This is a genomic window from Arcicella sp. GW821-FHT09D11 (genome assembly GCF_059416265.1).
Genome location: NZ_JBWKOV010000001.1, coordinates 535,258 through 558,325, shown reverse-complemented (window position 1 = coordinate 558,325; position 23,068 = coordinate 535,258). Strand labels below are relative to the sequence as shown.

Genomic DNA, 23,068 nt, shown 5'->3' with positions numbered 1-23,068 from the left:
AATGGTAATTATTGAAAGAAAAGTGAGCATAAAATTGTAAATTCTACATTTATTCAACATATTTAGCATCCAGACAATATCAAAGAGCTGCCAAACGTTATTTGCTGGTTCTTAGATATCATTCAGCAAAACTAGAATAAACCGCCAACCCAATATTCAATGTTTGATAGTACCTCTGTCAATTTAGAGATTTTAAAACAACGTGCATACAATTTAAGATGGGCAACTGTGCCACAAGGCGTTATCCCCCTTACAGCTGCTGACCCAGACTTCCCGAGTGCTCCAGAAATTGCTGAGGCCATTACACGTTTTGTAAAAGACCGCTATTTATGCTATGGCCCGCCCGATGGACTGCCCGATTTTAAAGAAAGCGTGGCTACTTTTTTTCAGGATAAAAGAAATATACCTGCTAAGCCAGCCTATATTTTTCCTGTGGATAGTGCTGCTTTCGGTATTTACGTAGTGTGTCAGGCTTTTTTGGCGCCCAATGATGAAGCCATTATATTTGACCCTGTCGATTTTCTTTTCAGATATTCTGTCGAAACAGTAGGAGGAAAGGCAGTTTCTTTTGCCATTCCTGCGGGTACAGAAAAAGTTGATTTTGAAGAGCTTGAGAAATTAATTACGCCCAAAACACGCTTAATTTGTTTGTGTAATCCGCTTAACCCAACGGGGAAAGTGTTTACCAGAGAAGAACTACTCCAACTAGGTAAGATTGCTTGCAAACACAACTTGACGATTTTGTCAGATGAAATTTGGAGTGATATTGTTTACAATCCACATACCTACACAAGTATAGCATCACTTGATGAAGCTATTCGGGAACGAACTGTGACCGTTACTGGTTATAGTAAATCATACGGTTTAGCTGGCCTACGGATAGGCTCGGTGATGGCCTCCAATCAATCACATTTTGATAAGCTTATCAAAGTGTCGTTACACCAATCTACCGTACACGGAGCCAATGTAATTGGTCAAATAGCAGCTACTACCGCCTTGAATGAATGCGACTATTGGTTGAAAGCCTTTGTTGAACATCTACATCAAATGAAACAACTTTGTGTAACAGAACTCAACAGTATGAAAGGTGTAAGCTGTATTGCCCCCGAAGGGTGTTATGTCGCTTTTGCTAATATTACAGGAACAGGCAAAACAAGTAAGGAAATTCATGAACTACTCTTGAATGAAGCCAAAGTAGCCGTTGTTCCTGGACTAAAAGAATGGTTCGGTGCAGGTGCAGATGGATACATTCGTTTGAGCTTTGCTACATCAAATGAAATCCTTACTCAAGCACTCTCACAAACTAAAATAGTATTAAACGCATTATGAAAGTAGTAATTATTGGCGGAGGAGTTGCAGGCCTAACACTGGGACTCTTACTCAGAAAAAATAATATAGATGTTGTTGTAAACGAGAAGTTTAAGCAAATGACTACCCGTGGACATGCATTTTTAATGCACATAGATGGATGGTCGATTTTAAATGAATTAAATGCCAACACTGAAATCAATCTCCCTGGAGAAGAAATCGGTGCTTTTAGTTTAAATAAACAAGATGGAAGACAAGTAAAAAAGCAAAAACTGAATCTTTGGCGTTGTATCAAACGCAAAGACTTGATACAGTTTTTGTATGATTTGTTTCCGAAAGAACAACTAAAAACAGGAAGAATATTCTCTCATTTTATTTACGAAAACGGCAAAGCTGTGGCTGCTTATTTCACCAATGGTGAAATAGAATATGGCGATGTTTTTGTAGGAGCAGATGGCGGAAATTCGGAAGTACGGGAAGCAACGTTAGGGGCTGTCAATTACACACCCGTTGAAGTAAAAGAAGTAGTAGGGATTTGTACAAATGAAAAACTGGGGACTTCGCACCAAAATATATTTACGAAATACCAGAGCTGTAACCGTGGACTAAGCTTTGGGATGATTCCTGTCTCAGAAAAAGACTTTGTTTGGTTTATGCAATACAGTGTGGCTGAAGCAGATTGTGACCAAGGCTGTACCCCCGATGAACTCAAAGCATTTTGTAATTATCAATTGGCAGATTTTCCGCCAGTAGTGACAGAATTATTATCTACGAACGATTTCAGCACGAGTTATATCTGGAATACTCGTGATTTTGGCTTACTTCCTAAATTTCATGCTGATAATGTAGTATTGATTGGTGATGCCGCCCATTTGGCGCTGCCTTTTACCAGTGCAGGAACAACCAATGCTATCTTAGATGCTAAAAAACTGACTGAAAAGCTGTTATCATTGAACAATGTTGAAGAGGCTTTTCAGGCATATTATGACGAGCGTAAGGATGATATTAAGAAACATATTTATCTGGGTAGAGAGCTAAAAGAGCTATTTTTGAATCCACTCGATGTAGATGGTGATAAAATGGTAGTGCCTTTGATTACCAAAAAGGAAGACAGAGATGCCCATACTGAAAAACTAATAGATATTCAGTATTTCACCGACCCTATTTGTTCTACTTGTTGGGTAGTGCAGCCATTACTCAGAAAGTTGAAGTTAGAGTACGGAGCCTATATTCAGATTGACTACCGCATGGGAGGTTTACTGCCATCATGGGATGAATACGAACGTGGGCCTATTACCAAACCGTCGGATGTGGCGCCACATTGGGAAGAAGTATGTATGATTCATGGTATCCCACTTGATGGTGATATTTGGATTGAAGACCCACTGCCATCTTCTTATCCGCCTTCTATTGCTTTCAAAGCCGCTCAGATGCAAGATGCAGACTTAGCTTTACTGTTTTTAAGGCGTATCAAAGAAATGTTGTTCCTTGAAAAGAAAAACATTGTTGATATGGCTTATTTGGAAAAGGCGGCCTTTGACGTAGGATTAGATTCTGCACGTTTTGTCTATGATTATGAAAATAAAGCACAAGAAGCATTTAAAGAAGATTTGATTTTAGCCCAGAATATGCAGGTGGGTGTATTGCCAACGCTTATCTTTAGAAATCTTGAAAATGAACAAATCATCAGTAAAGATTATCAAGAATATGAATATTTAGAAGGCATTATCCATCAATTGGTGCCTCATGCACAGAAAAGAACGTTTGATACCGACCCAATATTCTTGTTTACCAATTTCTCGACAATGACTAGTAAAGAGTTTTCGTTTTTAAGTAGTACTTCTATGGAAGAAACTAATGGTACATTAGCAGACTTATTTGAAAAAGGATTTATCGATAAATATGAAAGCAAAAACGGAATAATTTGGAAAAGTAAATTGGCAAATTATTAGTGATAATATCTCAAAAATAGGAATTTTAAGTAATTTTAGTGGTAGCTTAACCAAAAAAGCGGTCAAAATTGATTTTTTGACCGCTTTTTTGATACTAAAATTAGTATTAAGCGTAAGTGAAAAATCAAAGCTTTAAACTAACGCTGACACCTAAGGGCATAAACAGAAAGCCGACTACCGATAGCTGACGACTCATTACTCACAATTCACAACTCTAAATCATACTCCAAACTGACTAAGGTGATGGTCGAGGTGTTTATAAAACATATTATTCCATTCTTGTATAGTTAATACTCCGAAAGAGTGTGACTCTTTGCCATTGAAATAGTTTTCGCCCAAGTCCAATGTTTTATTGATATGGTCTTTCAAACGAGTTTTTTCTGCTTCAAAATCTTTTGATTCTCTGATGATAAACATTGGTGCAGTAGGACTATTTTTCTTGTATGGTTTTTCGCTAACAACAGTGCTTTTAACCATTAGCTTCAAAATAGTCTTCATGAAAAAATTAGGCTTTGGGTATTTGTCTTCATACACAAGTTCGTAAGTAACGTTGCAATGAGCCAACATTTGCCCAACATTCATTTTACCCCACAGTGCAGTGGAATCGGGACTTAATTTGTCCATGCGTGCTAGAAGCTCGGTGGTTTCGGTTTGGTTAAATACACTTTTCATTATCTGTCAATTAATTTAGGATGGTTTACTTTTCGTTTTTATAAAGATATGAAAAATAGCCAAATTGACAGGTTATTTTAAAATTAAGATTTTGTTTTAAAACCTATGTGATTAATTCAAAATCCTTCTAAAAATCAGGCAAGTATAAAATAATCCTACACAGTAGGTACTACCTCTGTTAACATTTCAATGCCATTTTTATCATAATATACGCAAGTCATTTTTTTCATATCAAGTGTCCATTTTTCAACACCTGCTTCTGCTGATTGACTACAGAATGTCAAGTAATCAGTTCCGCCAGCTTGGTGAATTTTTAAAGCATCTTTTAACGCTTCAATATTACCTGTTGGAGCTATTTCCAAGAGGGCATATTTGGCTTCAGATTGAATTTGAAAGTTATCTTTTCCATAGTATTTTGAGTGACCATCACAAACGTAATGGTCATAGCCAATTAATCCTAAGTCAATAAGGTTTTGAATATACTGCGGAAAATCTGCTCCACTTTTTACTTTTGAGTGAGTCTCTTTAATTTGATCGATTGTAAGCATGTCTTTTTGCGTTTAAATGTGATGCAAATTTGGCAGTTTTCCTTGGCTTGAAATTGTAAAAAATCGTTTACTTATCGTTCTTCTTGATAAATTTTTCGGGTGTTTCACCCGTAAAATGTTTAAAGTCTTTGATAAAATGTGCTTGGTCGAAATAGTTGTTTTCAAAACAGATTTCGGTCAGAGATTTTACCTGATTTAGGCTGTCTAATACGGCATGAAACCTGACAATAGAAGCAAATTTCTTGGGAGATGTACCAACCAACTGTCGGAAACGTTTTTCAAAGGGACTTTGGCTGATACAAAGTAGTTCAGACAATGCTTTTATTTTAATGTTACCTTTTGAATGGTAGATATACTGGATGGCTTTTATCACTAGTTTGTCATCTTTTTTTTCGATGATTCTAGCCAGTAGAAATTGCTCAATGATATAGATTCTGTATTCATCGCTTTCGGCTGTACTCAAAGCTTCTTCAACTTTTTCTAAATCATATCGATTGATAAAATGTTCGAGCGAAACACTTTCGGTATATAATTCGTTGATGGGTGTTTTTAAGAAATAAGAAGCCCCGATTTCATTAAAAAAAACTAATACAGACCCAATGTTTGGATTACTTTTGAAAACCCTGAAACCATCTTGCAAACCAGTAATACCCGTGTTAGCTAATGGATTTTCCCCATCTTTGGTCAGATAAGCTAGACGTCCTCGGTATTGAAAACCCATCACTAGCCCAGTAGAAGGGAAAACCTTGTAGGTTTGCTCTTCTGAGGCTTCTGAAATGACCAAATGTTTGATGTATGGTTTCAGTAAAGCAGATGGAAGTATCTTTTCAAATTTCATCTTTCAACTAGATTAAGAAGGGAAATAAATGCAATGTTAGCGTTTATCTTTTTTCAAACCATTAGATTTTCGATGTACTTATCTTTATATACAAAATAAATGTTGGAACGTTAATACACAGTCATTTAAAAGGGAAATCTTAACATTTCATTATTATAAACTATGATTAAAGCCTACAATGCATGAAGAGAAATTACGCTATCATGCTTAATTTACGTCTTGAAATTTATTGAATATATTTTCCTTTGCTTCAGAAATGCTAAAAAATATAAAAATGATTCGTTTAGGTTTGTTGTGTAGCTTATTAGTGACAAGCTTACATGGCTTTTCTCAAAAAGATACCACGATAACTGTTAAAGTTTTAGGGGGACTACAATTCGATTTGCCTCGATTTGCTGTACAACCTAATACCCGATTGACGATAATACTGGATAATCATGATGATATGGCACACAACATGGTGGTAACCAAACCAAATGCCAGATTGAAAGTAGTAGAGGAGTCCTTAAAACTAGGGGATAAAGGTGCGAGTATGGATTATGTGCCCAACTCATCATTAATCATTGCCAATACCAAAATCCTAGAACCAGGGAGAATGGATACCATTACCTTTTTATTGGAAAAAGAAGGTATTTACCCTTATGTGTGTACTTATCCTGGGCATGGTTATGTGATGTATGGAGCTATTTATGCTATCACTAAAGCATTACCTCCTTTAGAAAAAGACCTAAATGTGCCCGATGCCCAGCGACAAAAAACGGCCACAGTAGTTAGTCACGAAGGGCACCACATGGAAATGCCTTCACCACATCCATTCGCTTTAAAATATCCATTGTTGTATAGAACGTTTATGCCAGATTGTGGCCCAGCGGCTATTGCAGTAGGCTTGACAGCGACAGAATCCTATTGTTTTGATGCAGGAAAGTGTTATCTCAGATACGCTTGGTCGGGTGGATTTGTGGATAACTCGGAGCAATGGAAAGGTAATGGGAGTAAATTAACCAAAGTAGTTGGTGAAATATATTGGCGTGATAATATCAATTTCCCTTTCAGAATGGGCAATGTTAAGACTATTCCGCAGGTTGATTTCAAAGGATATAAACTTACTAAAAGACTTCCCTCTTTTAAATATACTTTAGATAAAGTAGAAGTGACTGAAACCATCCGATTGAGCGGTGATGGCAAAAGCCTAATAAGAGACTTTACGTTTAAGAACAATAAACAAACACTTTACTTTTTAGTAAATACTGATGATGGCATCGTTTACCAAAGTAAGCAAGGTAAATTCAATAAAGGCACACTCAGGATTCCTGCCAATGTACAACGTCTTAGTATTTCCATGAAAAAATGAAAAATATCAATCGTCTTCACAACATAACGCAATACTGTAGTCGGGTGAAAACCCATTTCAGCTGGTTTTTTTGTTTACTATTTTTTACCACGAGCCTTTCAGCACAAGTTTCTGTGCCCAAAGATTCGGCGGCTAATTATTATGAAGTAGAAAATATCACCTTGCCTGATGGCTTAGTAGCCGAAACGGGTGCCATAGGTTTTATGCCCGATGGGCGTTTTGTAGCCTGTTTTCACCGTGGTGAAGTAATGATGTATAACCAGAAGACTAAGCAATGGAAGATGTTTGCCGAAGGCTTACACGAACCATTGGGAATGATGGTGATTAATAATCATGAAATTTTAATCATGCAACGTCCAGAACTTACTAGGGTAAAAGATACCGATGGTGATGGCGTTGCCGATGAATACCAAACAGTAACGGATGATTTTGGGATGTCGGGCAATTATCATGAATTTGCTTTTGGTCCAATCGCCGATAAACAAGGCAATTTATTTATTGCCCTAAATTTGGCGTCTAATGGAGCAGGGATTAGAAATGAAATTCGTGGGACATACGATTCGCTTTCTCGTCCTGGGCGTATGTATTCTTGTGTGCCATACCGTGGCTGGATTATGAAATTAGGGAAAGATGGTATCCTAAAACCTTATGCAGTAGGTTTCCGCTCGCCTAATGGGTTGGGCTTTGATGCTCAAGGAAGATTACTAGTGTCTGATAACCAAGGTGATTGGTTAGGAACTAGTAAGTTATTCCATGTAGAAGAAGGTAAGTTTTATGGACATCCTGCTGGCTTAATCTGGAAAGAAGATTTTCCACGAGTTGTGCCGATTAATTTGCCAGTTGCCCAATTGGATAGTATGCGAGTAAAAGAGTCTATTCAGTTCCCGCATGGCTATTTTGCCAATTCGCCCACACAACCAGTTTTGGAAAATACGGGAGGAAAATTTGGAATGTTTGGCGGACAAATGTTGATTGGCGACATGGACCATAAATATGTGATTCGCCTATTGATGGAAGAAGTCGGCAGTGCCATGCAGGGAGCTTGTATTCCATTGAATTTTAGTTCAAAAATGAGAATTGGTAATAATCGTTTGGCTTTTGCTCCAGATGGAAGTCTTTGGGTAGGACAGAACGACCACGGTTGGGTAGGAGCAAGAGGGATTCAACGTATTACGTGGAAAGGAAAAAATCATTTGGATATTATGGCGATGAATCTGACTAAAACAGGTTTTGATTTAACTTTCTCGTTACCACTTGACCCAGCCAAAGCACAAGAGTTACTCAATTATAAATTCCGACGTTTTTATTACGAGTACCATCAGGCTTATGGGTCAAAACAGTTTGATGTACAAGACGTACCCGTGAAATCAATCAAGGTTTCAGCAGATGGTAAAAAGGTATCTTTGGAATTAGCAGAATTAAAAGCTGGCTATGTTTATGAACTGAAAACTGGTGATTTACAAACCAGTGATGGCAAGTATTTATTCAATAATATAATTTGCTATACTTTAAATCAATTGAAGTAGAAAAGTAATTAAACAAACTATCTGAATTGTGAGTAAGCTTACAATTCAGATAGCTTGTTTAATATCAGGTCAATTCTTTGTTCGGTAGTAAAATCGCCTCGTATTGCTAAAGCTGGACTAGTAATTTGTTGTAGCCAATTTTCATGTGCCTTTAATGTTCGGGTAGCAATGCCTGTATGATTGTCGTAGTCGGCTGCCCAAGCCATGAAATCTTTGTATTGTTTTATTCTACTAGGGTCGGTATAAATAATATTTCCGTAGCGACTAAACTCTCTTTCTTTAAGCCTTTCCATCCTGATATGCGGAGGTACCCACAAGAAAACGATTAAATCAAAGCTTGGGAAAATATCTCCCCAACTGATTATCGAACCACCCAAAATCCAATCGTTAGCCTGTTGAATATCATGTTTTATCATCAAAGTCCTATCGGACGGATTTCTCCTGACGGTAAACGGAGGGTCAGACTTTTCCCAATAATATTCATCACTATCAAAATAAGGAATATTCAGTTGTTGAGATAGCGCACTTCCTAGCGTAGTTACTCCACTAGACGATGCCCCAAAAATGTGGATTTTCATTTCAATGAGAGATTATTGACTAAACTCGTTGCATAATAGCATCAATTTCTCTTCCTGATTCGGGAAAGAATACATTTTCTGATAACTCAGCCCGATTTTCTGTAAAAGCCTTTTAGAATGCTCGTTTTCGGGCATCGTTATGCCATAAACGCGTGGTAATTTCAAGGTATTTTTGGCATAAGTAATGATAGCATCCGCTATTTCAAACGCATAACCTTTGCCCATAAATTCAGGTAAGAAGGCAAAACCAATATCAGGACAATCAAGATTGTCTCTTTTAATTAATCCACACATTCCAATGGGTGTTAAGCCATCTTTGGTGGCTACTAAGCTCAATCCATAACCATTTTCAGCATAACTCTTTATTGGTCCATTCAATAAATATGTTTTGGCTTCATCTTCAGTACGAACATTTTTGTCACCAATAAAGGCTAACCAGCCTTCAGTATTTAATAATTGAATAACAAATTGGGTATCGTCAAGGGTGTATTCTCTTAAAATGAGCCTTTCAGTTGATAGAATTTTGTTCATGTTGATAGAAGAAGAGATATTTTCGTTGATTGTTCTACTGACAAAATTAATACATTATTTAAATGAATAATTGATTGAGGATGATTCTCATTATATTTACCAAAAAGCTTAGTTATAATGTATGCTCAATATTCCTATCATTAGTTTTATCATATTTTTAGGGTTGTTACAAGCCTTAATATTGAGTAGTATTTTGTTTTTTTCAAGGCGGAATAGCCCTATCAAGCAATATTTTTTAGCTTGGCTTATCCTTATTTTTGCCTACAATAGTTTCGAGATTTTAATGTTTACCCTTGGTAAGGCCAATAACTTTTTCTTTATTGATAATTACATTCCCTTAGTTCATATTTACTGTATTGGTCCACTTCTATTTTTGTATGTAGTTAGTAATACCATTGGTACGGAAACTCTAGGACAGCGCAAATGGGTGTATTTTATACCTGCCTTAATTTGTTTCGGTGTCAATTTGGTTTTCTTCTTATTAATTACCTTCAATATTATTGATGAAATACACCGTCCTCAGTTATTTATGATTTACAGAAATACCATTAACATAGAACGTAATTTAATGATTATCGTTTTCGCATGGTTTCTGTTTAAATCTTATCAAATACTACGGCAATGGCAATCGGATACCATTTTGGGGGAAGATATCAAAGAAGAAAATGCGATTATTCATCGATGGTTAACCTTATTGCTCCACGTTTTTTTAGGGACACTCATTATCTGGTCTTTTACCATCTATGGAAGTGTTTTATTGCATCAAGAAAATAACACGCAATTTTATTTGCCCCTCGAATGTTGGTTATCTTTTGTAATGTACTGGATAGCTTTTATGGGTTTTCATAACATCAGCATCATTAGAATTGACAAACAAAAAACGAATCAATCTATCCTTGATGTGTTGGATGACAAGCAGGTAAGCGAAGCTATAGAGCAACTCAGAAGGGTGATGGAACAAGAAAAATGTTACTTGAATCCAACCTTAAATCTTACTAAGGTTTCAGAACTTACTGGCTTAACGCCAAAAGTTATTTCGGCAATTTGTAATCAGGTACTCAACAAAGGCTTTGGTGAGTATATCAATGAATACAGGATAGAAGACGCCAAGCAACGGTTATTAAATCCTCAAAATAACCATTTAACCATTCTTAGCATTGCTTATGATGTTGGGTTTAATTCATTGCCCACTTTTCAGCGTTCATTCAAACAGGTTACTGGCATGACGCCCACTATGTTTCAAAAAAAATCTCAAGAGTAGTCATCAAATCGTGATTTGAGTAGAATCTCTAGTTCAAAACCCTGTGTTTTGGCCTAAATTCTAATTTTTAATACTCATTTCACTTATGCAGTTCAAATCATTCTTTCAGCAATTTTCTGCCTGTTTTATATTGGGCATCATCTTGTGTGCAGACATTTTGCTTGTGGGCAGAGACAAACGTCCTATTTGGATTAGTCCACCAATGGTCTTTGGTCTAGCAGGATTTTGTTTGATAGCCTCAATCACTTATGCCTTTGTCTGGCATTTTAAAACCAAGGATAAAATGGAGGCTTTACCACAACAATCCACATTCGTTCTTGCCTTTATCCGCTATGCCTTAGCTTTTAACATAGCGAGTTTTGGGTGGAAAAAAATCTTTGGACAACAGTTCGTAGTACCACAACACATTGCTGATATTCCCATGAGTCAGCTCTCAGGCGAATGGCTTACTTGGTATTATTTTGGCTACTCATATTCATTTGGCTGTATCGTAGCCCTGATGCAGATAGGAGGCTCTCTTTTGCTACTATTTCGTAAAACTCAATTACTTGGGATATTTATTTTGTTTCCAGTGATGCTCAATATTTTATTGATTAATCTATTTTATGGAATGAATGCAGGTGCTTTGATGCAATCTGTGATAATAGTAATTGCTTTGTCGTACTGTTTACTGTTAGATATTGATAAAATTATGCTGTTCTTTTTCCAGAAAAAGGGTGAAGAAAGCACTAGTATTATCAACAGTAATTTTACTAAAATTATAATCAAGCTTTCGATTATTGTGTTGGCTTTTCTATTTGTATATCGTCTTGAAAACGAACCCACGCAAAATGAAATAATAAGAGGTACTTATGAGGTGAAATCCTTCAAAGGTAAAAGTGAATTTTTCCCTACAGATTCTTCTTATCAAGCTGCTAGGCTTACCAAAATATATTTTGATATTAACGATTTATGCGTTTTTGAGTTTAATAGTACCAATTATCGCAAAATTGGGCATTATGATTTTGATAGCACACAAAAGAAAATCAACGTCGTATTTGAACAAAGCCCTGAAAATGTAGCAGTACTTAGGGCAACACTAAGTCAATTAGAAGGTACTCAACAAATGTTGATGTCAGGTAAAATGGGAAAAGACTCTCTTCGAGTAATAATGCAAAGAATAAACTAATGATATTCAATCCATTTTCAACGTTAACGCTCCCAAAGAGGGTTAACGTTGAAAATGGACTGACTCAATGAATGATTTTACATTTTCCATATTTCAGTACCATATAGAATTTTGATTTTCGTCCTATTTTTCAAATAATCATTAAAATTATTAGCATTCGTAAAATCAAACTTCGTCCCATCGCAATTATACTGATGAATATTTGTGGAAGAACACACTGAACACTGAATCTCAATTACTTTGTTGTTATTATATTCAAAAAGCACAACTCCATTTAAGGTAGAGCCACCCTCTAAAACTTTCATTTTATCAGATAACCACTTCAAATCATTTACAGGGTCTTTTGTGCCACAAACTATCACTGCGTTGGGGTCATTGTCGAGTGGTGTATTAGTATCGTTTTTGCAGGATAATAATACAAAGAATAATAAGCTTGCCGCTAATAGCAAAGTAGATTTCGTTTTCATAGCATATTTTGATTGGTTTATCGATATTTCAAAATCTGTCAAAATTTTATCAAAAACTCAACTGTCACTTTAATACTTGCATAAAAATATTCATTCTTTATTAAATAACCTAGTAGTTGTAAATAGAGATTTTGTCAATTTTTTCTTTAAATAAACATTTGAATAATCTTATTCTTTTTTAAACCCATAAGGGCAATGTTTGCAACCATTTTTACAACAATAACCTCTTTTTAAATGATAAGCCTCAGTAAAAACCATGAAGCCATTTTCATTAATATAAAAGTCATCGGTTGTTAATTCAGTTGGATTATTATCGTTTTGTGCGCTGGTTTTCTTCATGGTATTTAATCAACAGCTAATTTTGTAAAATGTTCAATATTTTGTAGATTTGGGCTATTCTCATTTAAAAATAAATAGAGAATCTTTTAACCATGAATGATTTTTATCCTAAATACCAACATTTTGTAATACGTTCCAACAAACGTATTACTAATCGTGTGTTTACGACAAGCTCATTGTATGGTCACTTCTGTAAAATTCACCGTATTCTTTCTGTATTCGTACTTATTTTGTACATCATTGGTTTATCCGGATTGAATGATTGCTAATTACTCATCGTCTTTAGTATTTATGTTCAATGATGCTGAATGGTAGATTTTAAAATCATTCATTCACAACTCACTCAATCACCAATTAATCACAATGACAGTACAATCACTAAGTACTGCATCGGCTTCAGAGAAAGCGATGCAGTTAGAAGACCGTTTCGGCGCACATAATTATCATCCAATGCCAGTTGTCCTTCAAAGAGGCGAAGGCGTATTTGTATGGGATGTAGACAATAAACGATATTTCGATTTTCTTTCAGCTTATAGTGCCGTAAACCAAGGGCATTGTCATCCAAAAATTGTTCAAGCTCTGATTGAACAAGCACAAAAACTTACACTCACTTCTCGGGCTTTTTATAGCGACCAATTAGGGATTTGTGAGAAATTTCTGTGCGAATATTTCGGTTACGATAAAGTATTGATGATGAACTCTGGTGCAGAAGGAGGGGAGACAGCCTTGAAACTTACTCGTAAATGGGCTTATAAGGTAAAAGGTATTCCGCAGAATCAGGCTAAGACTGTGTATGCAGCAGGTAATTTTTGGGGACGCACGCTTGCAGCTATCTCATCATCAACAGACCCTTCTAGTTATGCTGATTATGGTCCGCTTCTACCAGGGTACGAAATCATTCCTTATAACGACTTAGAGGCATTGGCAGAGGTTTTGAAAGACCCTAATGTCGCAGGTTTTATGGTTGAACCCATCCAAGGTGAAGCTGGGGTTGTCGTACCAGACGAAGGCTATTTAAAAAAAGCCTATGAAATGTGTCGTGAAAAAAATGTATTATTTATTGCTGATGAAGTGCAGACGGGTATTGCTCGTACAGGAAAACGATTGGCTTGCGACTACGAAGATTTTCAGCCCGATATCCTAATTTTGGGGAAAGCTCTTTCTGGAGGCACTTATCCTGTGTCGGCTGTTTTTTGCAGAGATGAAATCATGCTGACAATCAAACCAGGTGAACACGGCTCTACTTATGGAGGAAACCCCTTGGCTTGTGCGGTGGCAATTGCTGCTTTGACAGTAGTTAAAGAGGAGAATTTAGCAGACAATGCCATGAAAATGGGGGAGGTCTTCAGAAAAAGGATGACAAAGCTAATTGACGAGCGTCCTGATTTAGTAAGGTTAGTCAGAGGGAAAGGCTTATTAAACGCCATTGAAATAAACACTGATGAAGAAAGTGAAACGGCTTGGGAGTTGTGTGTAGCATTTAAAAATAACGGTTTACTTGCCAAACCAACTCACGGAAACAAAATTCGATTTGCGCCGCCTTTGGTCATTACCGAAGCACAAATGAACGAAGCCTGTGATATTATAGAAAAAGTAATATTGAATTGGGAATAACATAACAGAGGCTCATTGCTTGATGCATGAGCCTCTGTTATTATTTCGTGATTTCTCTTCTCAATCTACTAAGTGACTGTGGCGTAATGCCTAAATAATTAGCCAAGTATATCTGAGGTGTTCGCCTCAATAGCTCTGGTTTATGTTTCGATAATGCTTCATAGCGTTCTCGTGCTGTTTCCGAAATAAAAGAACGTAGCCTTATTTCTTGCTGAACAGTATAGTTCTGATACAAAACCCTTCCCAGACGCTCCCATTTGGGCGAATGTGAATATAAAAAGTCAAGATTGATTTTTGTTATCGCACATAAATCACAATCCTCTATGGCTTGAATATAGTCTATGCTAGGCAAGCCTTGGGAATAAGATGCCGTACTGGTTATGATTTGATCTTCAAAGCTTAAATCGTAAGTGATATCTACATTATCTTTAATGAAATAAGACCGTAACATGCCTTTATTAATAAAAGCAACATCGGCATTGTATTCACCTTTTTTTACCCAAAAACCACCTTTTTTTAAAATAACATCAGTGAAATAAGGTTGAGCAAATTCAATATCTTCATCAGAAAAATTAACGTACTTGCGCACAAATGCTATTAAATTATCTCTCATGTGCTGGGCTTATAAGGTTGATGATTTGCGTTAAATGATGCAACTTCGCAATAAATTGAATGTTCAAGCAATTTTTTAGAGCAACATTGCTAATTTCTAGGGCAATACTATGTTATTGATAGAAATCACAATGGTATGTGGAGTTGCATTAATATTTATTTTGGACACCAATATTTTAATAAAGTCACATTATAAATGATAAATAAAATGTTACAGTACGTAATTTATGCTTTTGATGGAACAGACAGTGAGGCACTTAATCGTAGATTAGTGGCTCGTCCTTATCATTTAGAGTGTGTAAAAAAGCTAAAAGAAAACGGAAATTTCTTGATGGGAGGTGCAATGTTGGATGAGTCACAACAAATGATTGGCTCAACAATGATTGTCCAGTTTGAAACTGAAACAGCTTTTCAAGATTGGTTTAATAATGATCCTTATAATACGATGGGAGTGTGGCTCAAAACAGCAATACATCCTTTCAGAGTAGCTAATGTGTAACAATAGACGTTATTCTCCCTTTTTAAATAACTGAGTAATTTTCGATAGCGGTTTCATCCACAAAGTATACCAATTAGGCTTTAGGTTATTTATTTTCCATGCTCTTCTATCTTCCATATTAGCCCTGTAACGATGCTTCAGCGAGGCAGTACTAGTACCACCGTTGCGCATGGTAGTAAGCGTTAGGGGTAAATAGTGGGCAGAAAGATGATTTTTATAAAGCATTCTTAGCATTAACTCATAGTCGCCAGAGCAAGTGAAATCTGTTAGGTATTCACCATACTTTTCAAAAGCAGCTTTTTTCAAATAAAACGAAAGATGCGGAGGCATCCATCCCTGCAACCAATTTTTACGTGAGTACTCACCAGCTTTCCAATAGCGCACAATCGTATGAATATCGTCTGGGTTGATAAATTGTATATCTCCATATACAGCATCAGTTTGGTATTGAACAAATGCTTTGGCTACTTGACTAATTACTTGATTGTTTGGGTAGAAGTCATCCCCACCAATGGTGCCAATAGCATCGCCAGTGGCCATCTTCAAACCCTTGTTCATGGCATCATAAATACCTTTGTCGGGTTCAGAAATAAACTTTATTCTATCTGCAAATTCCTTCAAAATTTCCACTGTTCCATCTTTAGAGGCGCCATCTACAACGATATATTCTAATTCGGGATAATCCTGCGCTAAAACACTTTCAATGGTTTGACGAATCGTAGTTGCACTATTAAAGGAAACAGTAATGATAGAAATTTTCATAAAGAGCTATTTTGCTAAGAGTACAAAGATAGTAATATTTATTGTAAAGAGGGATAGAACTTCAGCTATCAGGCATCAGTTATCACTGATAGCATGACTTCAAGTCATGCCATCAGTATTTTTTTTATCAGTGAGTATTTCGCAATAAAATAAGGTGTCAGATTGATTGTTAAAAAAAAGTAAAATAATTAAAATATTTTTTGCTTAACTCATTGTATTTCAAAAAGAATCCTCTAATTTTGCAGTCCAATTAAGAGAGAACGTTTTCTTTGTTTTTATATGGGTTGGCAGAACTCGATAAAAAATACGGAAATAGGCAAAACGTAAATCTTCTAATTTGAAATTACCGCAGGCTTGCCTGCAAGCGTGTCAGAACTGATATTATATTATAACACTGAATGCCCAGTCTGTAATGTTAATATTAAGCTACACAAGAAACGTTTCGTTTTTCTAACGCAATACGGTTTTTCCGTCTCTTCGTCTGCATACGTGCACATCTTGTAGCTTTACTCATTTCTGTCTCAGAATTTATTCGTGAATTAATTTAGTATAGATTTTGTTTATGCCAAATTAAATTCCGACCTTTGCAGTCCGTTTTACGCTCCCAGTTGGGGTTTTGTCGTAACTCGTTCATTCACAATCAATTATTAACGTTTTATTCTAATAAAATGTCTGGAATTATCGGAAAGAAAGTCGGTATGACCAGCCTCTACAACGCTGACGGTACTGCTGTCGCTTGTACGCTGATCGAAGCCGGTCCTTGTGTAGTAACACAAGTAAAAACAGTAGAAAAAGAAGGTTATAGCGCCATTCAATTGGGTTATGGCGAGAAAAAAGAGAAGCACACAACGCAACCTCTTTTAGGTCACTTCAAAAAAGCAGGAACTACTCCAAAGAAAAAACTCGTAGAGTTTAAATCATTCGAAAATGAACTTTCACTTGGAGAAGTTATTACCGCAGAATTGTTCGTAGAAGGCGATTTTATCGACGCTATCGGAACATCAAAAGGTAAAGGTTTCCAAGGTGTTGTTAAACGCCACGGTTTTGCAGGGGTTGGAGGTCAAACTCACGGTCAGCACAACAGAGGTCGTCACCCAGGTTCAATCGGTGCTTGTTCATTCCCATCTCGTGTATTCAAAGGTATTCGCATGGCAGGTCGTACAGGTGGTAATCGTGTAAAAGTTCAAAACTTACAAGTATTGAAAGTTTATTCAGAGAAAAACCTAATCGTGGTATCGGGTTCAATCCCAGGAGCGAAAAACTCTTACGTTATTCTTGAAAAATAGATTTGAAAATTTGAAGGTATCAATTAGCTCTTTGTAGCATTGACATTACATTATTAAATTTTCAGGTTTTCAAGCGGTTCGCCGCCCGGCGGTTCGTCGCCCGATTAAAATTTTCAAATTAGACAAATGGAATTATCAGTTTTAAACATACAAGGCAAAGAAACAGGCAAAAAGGTAACTCTTTCTGACGAAATCTTTGGCATCGAACCAAACGAACACGTAGTTTGGTTAGACGTGAAGCAGTTCTTGGCAAACCAACGTCAAGGAACTCACAGAGCGAAACCAAGAGCAGAAGTTTCTCGCTCAACTCGCAAGATTAAAAAACAAAAAGGTACAGGTGGTGCTCGTGCTGGTTCAGCAAAATCTCCATTGATGAAAGGTGGTGGACGTATTTTTGGTCCAGTTCCAAGAGATTACTCTTTCAAGGTAAACAAGAAAGTGAAATCATTGGCTCGCCAATCAGCTTATGCTGCTAAAGTACAGTCAGGTTCAGTAACAGTATTAGAAGGATTTTCTTTTGATGCTCCAAAAACTAAATCTTACATCGCATTATTAAGCGCCTTGTCTTTAAATGATACGAAGACATTGTTAATCTTGCCAGAAGAAGATCAAAATGTGTATTTGTCAGGTCGTAATCTTCCGAAAACGAAAATTGCTTCAACAGGACAAGTTAACACTTATGATTTAGTTAACGCAACAAAATTGCTTATCGTAGAAGGAGCAATTTCAAAAATCGAATCATCTTTTAGTAATTAGTTATTGGTTAATTGTTATTCGTTATCCGTATGAATAAGCGTTTAACAGATAGCAATAGCGGATAATAAATAACGAAAATAAGAAAATGAGCATTATCAAAAGACCAATTCTTACTGAGAAATCTCAGGGCTTACAGAAAGGCGGTCAGTACGTTTTCGAAGTAGCAAGCAAGACAAACAAAATCGAGATTGCTAAAGAAATTAAGAAAATGTACGGTGTTGAAGTTACGGCTGTAAACACACTTCGCCAATTTGGTAAGAAGAAATCAAGAAGTACTAGAACTAAAGTTACTTCTGGTGTTACTTCAACATTCAAAAAGGCAATCGTAACTATCGCTAAAGGTGAAGTTATCGATTTCTATGATGGAATTTAAATTATAATTTGAATTAAGCTAATTTGAAAATTTGGAATTCGATTTCATCTTCAAGTTATCAAATCTTCAAATTACTTAACTATGGGAGTTCATCCCGATAAATTGAACAAAGCACAGAAATGGCAGCTACTAGAAAATTAAAACCAACAAGCCCGGGTTCACGCCACAGGATTGCTGCGACCTTCGAGGAAATAACAGCCTCAAAGCCGTACAAGCCTTTGTTAGCCCCAGTAAAAAGAACAGGTGGTCGTAATGCAGATGGACACCGTGCCATGCGTTATATCGGTGGAGGTCACAAACGTCGTTATCGTTTAGTTGATTTCTTCCGTAATAAATTCGATGTTGAAGCAACAGTTTTAACAGTTGAATACGATCCAAACCGTACAGCTCGTATCGCTCTTATCGAATATGCAGATGGCGAAAAAGCATACATCATTGCTCCAGCAGGAATTGTTGTTGGACAAAAAGTAATCTCAAGTGCTACAGCAGCACCAGAAGTAGGTAACACTATTCCATTATCAAACATCCCAACAGGTACTATTGTTCACGCAATCGAGCTTCGTCCGGGTGGTGGTGCTGAAATGGCTCGTTCTGCTGGTACTTATGCACAATTGTTAGCTCGTGATAGCAAATATGCTACGTTGAAATTGCCTTCAGGTGAAATGCGTATGGTATTGTCAAGATGTTTAGCAACAGTAGGTTCGGTATCTAACAGTGATCACATGAATACCGTAATGGGTAAAGCAGGTCGTCATCGTTGGTTAGGTCGCCGTCCAAGAGTTCGTGGTGTAGTGATGAACCCAGTCGATCACCCAATGGGTGGTGGTGAGGGTCGCTCATCAGGAGGTCACCCTCGTTCACGTAAAGGTTTATTAGCGAAAGGTAAGAAAACTCGTACGCCGAAGAAACAATCAAATCGTCTAATCATCAGTAGAAAGAAAAAATAGGTAGATGGCACGTTCATTAAAAAAAGGACCTTATATTGACTACCGCCTTGACAACAAGGTGCAAGTCATGACCGAATCAGGAAAAAAGTCAGTTATTAAGACTTGGTCACGTCGTTCGATGATTTCACCTGATTTCGTTGGACACACCTTCGCAGTGCACAATGGTAATAAATTTATTCCAGTATTTGTGACAGAGAACATGGTAGGTCATAAATTGGGTGAATTTGCTCCAACACGCAACTTCCGAGGTCACACGGCAAAAAAAGATAAAGGCAAAAGATAATTTGGAATGCTGGACAATGGGATTTGAATTATTAAGATATTATTATCATCATAATTGAAATTCCAGACTCCGAAATCCGAAATCCGAAATCATAAAATGGAAGCAGTAGCTAAGTTAAATAATGTTCCGACTTCACCTCAGAAAATGAGAATCGTGGTAGACATGATTAGAGGTCAGAAAGTAAATAAGGCTCTCGGTATTTTAAAATACGAGCCTAAGGTTGGTGCAAGACACGTTGAGAAATTGTTACTCTCAGCCATTGCTAACTGGCAAAATAAAAATGAGGATGTAAAGTTAGAAGATGCTGACTTATATGTTAAAACCGTTACAGTTGATGGCGGTAGCTCATTAAAGCGTTTGCGTCCAGCTCCACAAGGACGTGGTCATAGAATCTTGAAACGTTCTAACCACATTACCCTTGTAGTTGCTTCAGCAACCGCACCAACAATAATCACAGAATAATTAGAGAAATAATCTAAATATCAAAAAATGGGACAGAAAATAAACCCCGTTGGTTTTAGACTTGGTATCGTCAGAGGTTGGGATTCTAACTGGTATGGTGGTAAGAGTTTTGCCGATAAATTAGTTGAAGACGATAAAATTCGTAAATATGTTGCCGCACGTATTCCAAAGGGTGCTATCTCTAAGGTAATCATTGAGCGTACTTTAAAGCGCATAACATTGACTATCAATACTGCACGCCCTGGCGTTGTAATTGGTAAAGGTGGTCAAGAAGTTGATAAAATCAAGGAAGAATTAAAGAAAATCACAGGAAAAGATGTTCAAATCAACATTTTTGAAATCAAACGTCCTGAGATTGATGCTAAATTAATTGGTGAGGCTATCGCACAACAATTAGAGGCTCGTATTTCATTCCGTCGTGCTATGAAGCAAGCTATTGCATCAGCAATGCGTGTAGGTGCTCAAGGTATCAAATTGAAACTTTCAGGTCGTTTAGGAGGTGCTGAAATGGCTCGTTCTGAAGGATACAAAGAAGGTCGTATTCCTTTGCACACACTTCGTGCTGATATCGATTATGCTATTTCTGAAGCATTAACTGTTTACGGAAAAATCGGTATCAAAGTATGGATTTTCCGTGGTGAAGTTTATGGTAAGCGTGATCTTTCTCCGAATGCTGGTATGGCTGCACAACAGGCTGCTAGTGGAGCGGATGCTCGTGGAGGTAACAACCGTGGTGGACGTGGCGAAGAAGGCGATCGTAAAGGTCGTGGAGGTCGTGACAACCGTGGCGGTGCTGGTGGTCGTGACGATGCACAACGTCGTAATAACAACAATAACAACCGTGGTGGCGGAGCTAACAAACCTGGCGGAAATCGTCCTGGCGGTGGCAACAAACCAGCGGGTGGAAAGAGATAATTCGTAAATTCTTGTCAGTGGTCAGTAGTGAAATGTAAGATAAGAGTGTTCTTAACAACTCATTTCTTAATTCTTGAAGCCACCGACCCATAGACTTAATAAGACAATGTTACAACCAAAAAGAACCAAGTTCCGTAAGCAACAGAAAGGTAGGATTAAAGGAAACGCTACTCGTGGTCATGAACTTGATTTCGGTACGTTCGCTATCAAAGCTTTGGAACCAGGACGCATCACTGCTCGTCAGATTGAAGCGGCTCGTATTTCAGTAACTCGTGCCATGAAACGTGAAGGTCAAGTTTGGATTCGTGTATTCCCTGACAAACCTATTACGAAGAAACCAGCAGAGGTACGTATGGGTAAAGGTAAGGGTGCTCCAGAATACTGGGTAGCACGTATCAAGCCAGGAACTATCTTGTTTGAATCGGCTGGTGTACCTTTAGAATTGGCACAAGAGGCGCTTCGTTTAGCAGCTCAGAAATTGCCACTTCGTACTTCATTCGTAGTGCGTAGAGATTATCAAGAAGCACAATAATTTGAAAATTTGGTTAGTTCTGATTTGATGGCTTTCCAAAGTTTATCGAATCTATTAATACATATTCAGATTATAATATTCATAATCAAAGTCATGAAAAACGCAGAAATCAAAAAATTAAGTGCGGAAGAACTAGTAAGTACTTTAGCCTCTGAAAAAGAGGCTTTAGCTCGCCTAAAGTTTGCTCACGCTATTTCTCCAATTGAAAATCCATTACGTATCCGTGAGGCTCGTAAAGTTATTGCTCGATTGGAAACTGCTATCTCGGCAGCGAAATAAATCAATTACTGAGAAGTAATTATAACAGACCTCATCAATATAACGCTTGAGGTCAATCTTGTAACAACAATTAATAGAATCCAACGATGGAAGAATTAAAAAGAAATCTGAGAAAAATCAGAGTAGGGCGCGTAGTGAGCGACAAGATGGACAAATCAATCACTGTAGCCGTAGAAAGAAAAGTAAAGCATCCACTTTATGGTAAGTTTATGAAAAAAACTTCAAAGTTGATGGCTCACGATGAGAACAATGAATGTGGTATTGGTGATACAGTGAAAGTAATGGAAACTCGTCCACTTTCAAAAAATAAACGTTGGAGATTAGTTGAAGTTATCGAGAAAGCGAAATAATTTCCTTCCCAACAATCAATATTATTAAGAAGTTAAATTTTTCGTTAAAATCAGTATTCCAATCATAAAATGGTACAGCAAGAATCAAGACTCGGCGTAGCAGATAACTCAGGAGCTAAAGAAGTTCTAGTTATCCGTGTGTTGGGCGGTACAGGAAAAAGATACGCTTCAATTGGTGATAAAATTGTAGTGACTGTTAAATCAGCACTTTCATCATCAAGCATGAAGAAAGGTACGGTTTCTAAAGCCGTAGTAGTAAGAACTAAAAAAGAGATTCGTCGTAAAGACGGTTCATATATTCGTTTCGAGGATAACGCAGCCGTATTGTTGAATGCCAACGACGAGCCACGTGGTACTCGTATTTTCGGGCCAGTTGCACGTGAACTACGTGATGCAGGTTTCATGAAAATCGTTTCATTAGCCCCAGAGGTGCTTTAATCATAATTCGTATCATGGAAAGAAAGTTTAATAAGCAGCCAAAACTGCACATCAAATCTGGTGATACAGTTATCGTTATCGCTGGAAACTCAAAAGGTAAGACAGGCGTAATCAAAAAGGTATTAGTTGATAAGCAACGTGCTATCGTTGAAGGAGTAAATCTTCAAACTAAACACGTTAAGCCTAATGCAAATACTCCGCAAGGTGGTATTGAGAAACGTGAAGGTTCTATTCACATCTCAAACTTGGCAGTTGCTGAAAACGGCAAGCCAGTACGTACAGGTCGTAAATTGAACGAAGAAGGAAAGTTGCAAAGATTCTCGAAAGCAACAGGAAAATTCATTTAATTAAATCTCAAGTAAATAGTTTTGATGCATAATCAAAACTATCAATTGAAAAAGTGGGTCGGAAATCCACATAA

At 37.1% G+C, this 23,068-nt stretch carries 29 protein-coding genes; 20 read left to right on the top strand and 9 right to left on the bottom strand.

The window, feature by feature from the left end; genetic code table 11:
- Nucleotides 1–159: 159 nt before the first annotated feature.
- Both AC07N0_RS02350 and AC07N0_RS02345 read left to right on the top strand, forming a co-directional pair.
- Nucleotides 160–1,329, top strand: a complete 1,170-nt coding sequence (locus tag AC07N0_RS02350) for a pyridoxal phosphate-dependent aminotransferase (RefSeq protein ID WP_494587957.1) — start codon at nt 160–162, stop codon at nt 1,327–1,329.
- On the top strand, nt 1,326–3,260 hold the full coding sequence (locus tag AC07N0_RS02345; RefSeq protein ID WP_494587956.1) for a DsbA family protein: 1,935 nt from the start codon (nt 1,326–1,328) through the stop codon (nt 3,258–3,260). Before AC07N0_RS02350 ends, AC07N0_RS02345 begins: the two co-directional genes overlap by 4 nt.
- 219 nt (nt 3,261–3,479) lie before the next feature.
- Here the strand turns inward: AC07N0_RS02345 and AC07N0_RS02340 are convergent, their stop codons facing one another.
- The 3 genes from AC07N0_RS02340 to AC07N0_RS02330 all read right to left on the bottom strand — a co-directional run bounded on the left by AC07N0_RS02340 (nt 3,480) and on the right by AC07N0_RS02330 (nt 5,318).
- The gene (locus tag AC07N0_RS02340; RefSeq protein ID WP_494587955.1) at nt 3,480–3,932 is read right to left on the bottom strand and encodes a DUF1569 domain-containing protein; all 453 of its coding nucleotides are present in this window, start codon (nt 3,930–3,932) and stop codon (nt 3,480–3,482) included.
- Nucleotides 3,933–4,087: 155 nt separating this feature from the next.
- The gene (locus AC07N0_RS02335) at nt 4,088–4,480 is read right to left on the bottom strand and encodes a DUF1398 domain-containing protein (protein ID WP_494587954.1); all 393 of its coding nucleotides are present in this window, start codon (nt 4,478–4,480) and stop codon (nt 4,088–4,090) included.
- A 67-nt stretch (nt 4,481–4,547) separates the two neighbouring features.
- Nucleotides 4,548–5,318: a helix-turn-helix domain-containing protein gene (locus AC07N0_RS02330; protein ID WP_494587953.1), complete on the bottom strand. Its 771-nt coding sequence runs from the start codon at nt 5,316–5,318 to the stop codon at nt 4,548–4,550.
- Nucleotides 5,319–5,574: 256 nt separating this feature from the next.
- On the opposite strand from AC07N0_RS02330, the gene AC07N0_RS02325 reads away from it, so the two are divergent.
- Nucleotides 5,575–6,669: a plastocyanin/azurin family copper-binding protein gene (locus AC07N0_RS02325; protein WP_494587952.1), complete on the top strand. Its 1,095-nt coding sequence runs from the start codon at nt 5,575–5,577 to the stop codon at nt 6,667–6,669.
- 44 nt (nt 6,670–6,713) lie between these two features.
- Nucleotides 6,714–8,195 (top strand): DUF7133 domain-containing protein, encoded by a 1,482-nt coding sequence (locus AC07N0_RS02320; protein ID WP_494587951.1) that lies wholly within the window; start codon nt 6,714–6,716, stop codon nt 8,193–8,195.
- Nucleotides 8,196–8,233: 38 nt separating this feature from the next.
- On the opposite strand, the gene AC07N0_RS02315 is transcribed toward AC07N0_RS02320, so the two are convergent.
- A complete protein-coding gene (locus AC07N0_RS02315) occupies nt 8,234–8,773 on the bottom strand; it encodes a P-loop NTPase family protein (RefSeq protein ID WP_494587950.1) in 540 nt (179 codons plus the stop codon).
- 12 nt (nt 8,774–8,785) lie between these two features.
- Nucleotides 8,786–9,304: a GNAT family N-acetyltransferase gene (locus tag AC07N0_RS02310; protein WP_494587949.1), complete on the bottom strand. Its 519-nt coding sequence runs from the start codon at nt 9,302–9,304 to the stop codon at nt 8,786–8,788.
- A gap of 121 nt (nt 9,305–9,425) precedes the next feature.
- Between AC07N0_RS02310 and AC07N0_RS02305 the strand changes: the two genes are divergently transcribed.
- Both AC07N0_RS02305 and AC07N0_RS02300 read left to right on the top strand, forming a co-directional pair.
- Nucleotides 9,426–10,565 (top strand): helix-turn-helix domain-containing protein, encoded by a 1,140-nt coding sequence (locus tag AC07N0_RS02305; RefSeq protein ID WP_494587948.1) that lies wholly within the window; start codon nt 9,426–9,428, stop codon nt 10,563–10,565.
- An 85-nt stretch (nt 10,566–10,650) separates the two neighbouring features.
- Nucleotides 10,651–11,733 carry a hypothetical protein gene (locus AC07N0_RS02300; protein ID WP_494587947.1) on the top strand — a complete coding sequence of 361 codons (1,083 nt, stop codon included), beginning with the start codon at nt 10,651–10,653 and terminating at the stop codon, nt 11,731–11,733.
- A 77-nt stretch (nt 11,734–11,810) separates the two neighbouring features.
- Here AC07N0_RS02300 and AC07N0_RS02295 read toward each other — a convergent pair whose 3' ends face one another.
- Complete coding sequence (locus AC07N0_RS02295) at nt 11,811–12,200, bottom strand: hypothetical protein (RefSeq protein ID WP_494587946.1); 390 nt, start codon at nt 12,198–12,200, stop codon at nt 11,811–11,813.
- A gap of 168 nt (nt 12,201–12,368) precedes the next feature.
- Nucleotides 12,369–12,539 (bottom strand): C1orf53 family protein, encoded by a 171-nt coding sequence (locus AC07N0_RS02290; RefSeq protein WP_492800619.1) that lies wholly within the window; start codon nt 12,537–12,539, stop codon nt 12,369–12,371.
- 363 nt (nt 12,540–12,902) lie between these two features.
- Between AC07N0_RS02290 and rocD the strand changes: the two genes are divergently transcribed.
- A complete protein-coding gene (rocD, locus tag AC07N0_RS02285; protein ID WP_494587945.1) occupies nt 12,903–14,153 on the top strand; it encodes an ornithine--oxo-acid transaminase in 1,251 nt (416 codons plus the stop codon).
- Nucleotides 14,154–14,193: 40 nt separating this feature from the next.
- On the opposite strand, the gene AC07N0_RS02280 is transcribed toward rocD, so the two are convergent.
- Complete coding sequence (locus AC07N0_RS02280; protein WP_492800617.1) at nt 14,194–14,766, bottom strand: Crp/Fnr family transcriptional regulator; 573 nt, start codon at nt 14,764–14,766, stop codon at nt 14,194–14,196.
- A 207-nt stretch (nt 14,767–14,973) separates the two neighbouring features.
- Between AC07N0_RS02280 and AC07N0_RS02275 the strand changes: the two genes are divergently transcribed.
- Entirely contained in the window at nt 14,974–15,264 is a 291-nt protein-coding gene (locus AC07N0_RS02275; RefSeq protein ID WP_494587944.1) for a YciI family protein, read from the top strand.
- Nucleotides 15,265–15,273: 9 nt separating this feature from the next.
- Here the strand turns inward: AC07N0_RS02275 and AC07N0_RS02270 are convergent, their stop codons facing one another.
- The gene (locus tag AC07N0_RS02270) at nt 15,274–16,026 is read right to left on the bottom strand and encodes a glycosyltransferase family 2 protein (protein WP_494587943.1); all 753 of its coding nucleotides are present in this window, start codon (nt 16,024–16,026) and stop codon (nt 15,274–15,276) included.
- 668 nt (nt 16,027–16,694) lie between these two features.
- On the opposite strand from AC07N0_RS02270, the gene rplC reads away from it, so the two are divergent.
- The 12 genes from rplC to rplX all read left to right on the top strand — a co-directional run bounded on the left by rplC (nt 16,695) and on the right by rplX (nt 22,994).
- Nucleotides 16,695–17,312: a 50S ribosomal protein L3 gene (rplC, locus tag AC07N0_RS02265; protein ID WP_492800615.1), complete on the top strand. Its 618-nt coding sequence runs from the start codon at nt 16,695–16,697 to the stop codon at nt 17,310–17,312.
- 126 nt (nt 17,313–17,438) lie between these two features.
- Nucleotides 17,439–18,068, top strand: a complete 630-nt coding sequence (gene rplD, locus AC07N0_RS02260; protein WP_323246287.1) for a 50S ribosomal protein L4 — start codon at nt 17,439–17,441, stop codon at nt 18,066–18,068.
- An 85-nt stretch (nt 18,069–18,153) separates the two neighbouring features.
- Nucleotides 18,154–18,441: a 50S ribosomal protein L23 gene (gene rplW / locus AC07N0_RS02255; protein ID WP_492800614.1), complete on the top strand. Its 288-nt coding sequence runs from the start codon at nt 18,154–18,156 to the stop codon at nt 18,439–18,441.
- Nucleotides 18,442–18,560: 119 nt separating this feature from the next.
- Nucleotides 18,561–19,388, top strand: a complete 828-nt coding sequence (rplB, locus tag AC07N0_RS02250; RefSeq protein WP_492800613.1) for a 50S ribosomal protein L2 — start codon at nt 18,561–18,563, stop codon at nt 19,386–19,388.
- A 4-nt stretch (nt 19,389–19,392) separates the two neighbouring features.
- On the top strand, nt 19,393–19,671 hold the full coding sequence (gene rpsS / locus AC07N0_RS02245) for a 30S ribosomal protein S19 (protein WP_184128536.1): 279 nt from the start codon (nt 19,393–19,395) through the stop codon (nt 19,669–19,671).
- A 96-nt stretch (nt 19,672–19,767) separates the two neighbouring features.
- Complete coding sequence (gene rplV, locus AC07N0_RS02240; protein ID WP_184128552.1) at nt 19,768–20,133, top strand: 50S ribosomal protein L22; 366 nt, start codon at nt 19,768–19,770, stop codon at nt 20,131–20,133.
- Nucleotides 20,134–20,160: 27 nt separating this feature from the next.
- Complete coding sequence (gene rpsC / locus AC07N0_RS02235) at nt 20,161–21,048, top strand: 30S ribosomal protein S3 (RefSeq protein ID WP_309913318.1); 888 nt, start codon at nt 20,161–20,163, stop codon at nt 21,046–21,048.
- A 106-nt stretch (nt 21,049–21,154) separates the two neighbouring features.
- Nucleotides 21,155–21,580 (top strand): 50S ribosomal protein L16, encoded by a 426-nt coding sequence (rplP, locus tag AC07N0_RS02230; protein ID WP_184128559.1) that lies wholly within the window; start codon nt 21,155–21,157, stop codon nt 21,578–21,580.
- A 93-nt stretch (nt 21,581–21,673) separates the two neighbouring features.
- Entirely contained in the window at nt 21,674–21,859 is a 186-nt protein-coding gene (gene rpmC, locus AC07N0_RS02225; RefSeq protein WP_323257062.1) for a 50S ribosomal protein L29, read from the top strand.
- Between the two features lie 86 nt (nt 21,860–21,945).
- On the top strand, nt 21,946–22,209 hold the full coding sequence (rpsQ, locus tag AC07N0_RS02220) for a 30S ribosomal protein S17 (RefSeq protein WP_184128565.1): 264 nt from the start codon (nt 21,946–21,948) through the stop codon (nt 22,207–22,209).
- 69 nt (nt 22,210–22,278) lie between these two features.
- Nucleotides 22,279–22,647, top strand: coding sequence for a 50S ribosomal protein L14 (gene rplN, locus AC07N0_RS02215; protein WP_184128569.1), 369 nt, complete (start codon nt 22,279–22,281; stop codon nt 22,645–22,647).
- A 14-nt stretch (nt 22,648–22,661) separates the two neighbouring features.
- Entirely contained in the window at nt 22,662–22,994 is a 333-nt protein-coding gene (rplX, locus tag AC07N0_RS02210) for a 50S ribosomal protein L24 (protein ID WP_309913327.1), read from the top strand.
- Nucleotides 22,995–23,068: the final 74 nt, after the last annotated feature.

Bases quoted from the DNA above. Each gene is read 5' to 3' on its own strand.
- AC07N0_RS02350 (WP_494587957.1), top strand. From the start codon at position 160: ATGTTTGATAGTACCTCTGTCAATTTAGAGATTTTAAAACAACGTGCA.
- AC07N0_RS02345 (WP_494587956.1), top strand. From the start codon at position 1,326: ATGAAAGTAGTAATTATTGGCGGAGGAGTTGCAGGCCTAACACTGGGA.
- AC07N0_RS02340 (WP_494587955.1), bottom strand. From the start codon at position 3,932: ATGAAAAGTGTATTTAACCAAACCGAAACCACCGAGCTTCTAGCACGC.
- AC07N0_RS02335 (WP_494587954.1), bottom strand. From the start codon at position 4,480: ATGCTTACAATCGATCAAATTAAAGAGACTCACTCAAAAGTAAAAAGT.
- AC07N0_RS02330 (WP_494587953.1), bottom strand. From the start codon at position 5,318: ATGAAATTTGAAAAGATACTTCCATCTGCTTTACTGAAACCATACATC.
- AC07N0_RS02325 (WP_494587952.1), top strand. From the start codon at position 5,575: ATGCTAAAAAATATAAAAATGATTCGTTTAGGTTTGTTGTGTAGCTTA.
- AC07N0_RS02315 (WP_494587950.1), bottom strand. From the start codon at position 8,773: ATGAAAATCCACATTTTTGGGGCATCGTCTAGTGGAGTAACTACGCTA.
- AC07N0_RS02310 (WP_494587949.1), bottom strand. From the start codon at position 9,304: ATGAACAAAATTCTATCAACTGAAAGGCTCATTTTAAGAGAATACACC.
- AC07N0_RS02305 (WP_494587948.1), top strand. From the start codon at position 9,426: ATGCTCAATATTCCTATCATTAGTTTTATCATATTTTTAGGGTTGTTA.
- AC07N0_RS02300 (WP_494587947.1), top strand. From the start codon at position 10,651: ATGCAGTTCAAATCATTCTTTCAGCAATTTTCTGCCTGTTTTATATTG.
- AC07N0_RS02295 (WP_494587946.1), bottom strand. From the start codon at position 12,200: ATGAAAACGAAATCTACTTTGCTATTAGCGGCAAGCTTATTATTCTTT.
- AC07N0_RS02290 (WP_492800619.1), bottom strand. From the start codon at position 12,539: ATGAAGAAAACCAGCGCACAAAACGATAATAATCCAACTGAATTAACA.
- rocD (WP_494587945.1), top strand. From the start codon at position 12,903: ATGACAGTACAATCACTAAGTACTGCATCGGCTTCAGAGAAAGCGATG.
- AC07N0_RS02280 (WP_492800617.1), bottom strand. From the start codon at position 14,766: ATGAGAGATAATTTAATAGCATTTGTGCGCAAGTACGTTAATTTTTCT.
- AC07N0_RS02275 (WP_494587944.1), top strand. From the start codon at position 14,974: ATGTTACAGTACGTAATTTATGCTTTTGATGGAACAGACAGTGAGGCA.
- AC07N0_RS02270 (WP_494587943.1), bottom strand. From the start codon at position 16,026: ATGAAAATTTCTATCATTACTGTTTCCTTTAATAGTGCAACTACGATT.
- rplC (WP_492800615.1), top strand. From the start codon at position 16,695: ATGTCTGGAATTATCGGAAAGAAAGTCGGTATGACCAGCCTCTACAAC.
- rplD (WP_323246287.1), top strand. From the start codon at position 17,439: ATGGAATTATCAGTTTTAAACATACAAGGCAAAGAAACAGGCAAAAAG.
- rplW (WP_492800614.1), top strand. From the start codon at position 18,154: ATGAGCATTATCAAAAGACCAATTCTTACTGAGAAATCTCAGGGCTTA.
- rplB (WP_492800613.1), top strand. From the start codon at position 18,561: ATGGCAGCTACTAGAAAATTAAAACCAACAAGCCCGGGTTCACGCCAC.
- rpsS (WP_184128536.1), top strand. From the start codon at position 19,393: ATGGCACGTTCATTAAAAAAAGGACCTTATATTGACTACCGCCTTGAC.
- rplV (WP_184128552.1), top strand. From the start codon at position 19,768: ATGGAAGCAGTAGCTAAGTTAAATAATGTTCCGACTTCACCTCAGAAA.
- rpsC (WP_309913318.1), top strand. From the start codon at position 20,161: ATGGGACAGAAAATAAACCCCGTTGGTTTTAGACTTGGTATCGTCAGA.
- rplP (WP_184128559.1), top strand. From the start codon at position 21,155: ATGTTACAACCAAAAAGAACCAAGTTCCGTAAGCAACAGAAAGGTAGG.
- rpmC (WP_323257062.1), top strand. From the start codon at position 21,674: ATGAAAAACGCAGAAATCAAAAAATTAAGTGCGGAAGAACTAGTAAGT.
- rpsQ (WP_184128565.1), top strand. From the start codon at position 21,946: ATGGAAGAATTAAAAAGAAATCTGAGAAAAATCAGAGTAGGGCGCGTA.
- rplN (WP_184128569.1), top strand. From the start codon at position 22,279: ATGGTACAGCAAGAATCAAGACTCGGCGTAGCAGATAACTCAGGAGCT.
- rplX (WP_309913327.1), top strand. From the start codon at position 22,662: ATGGAAAGAAAGTTTAATAAGCAGCCAAAACTGCACATCAAATCTGGT.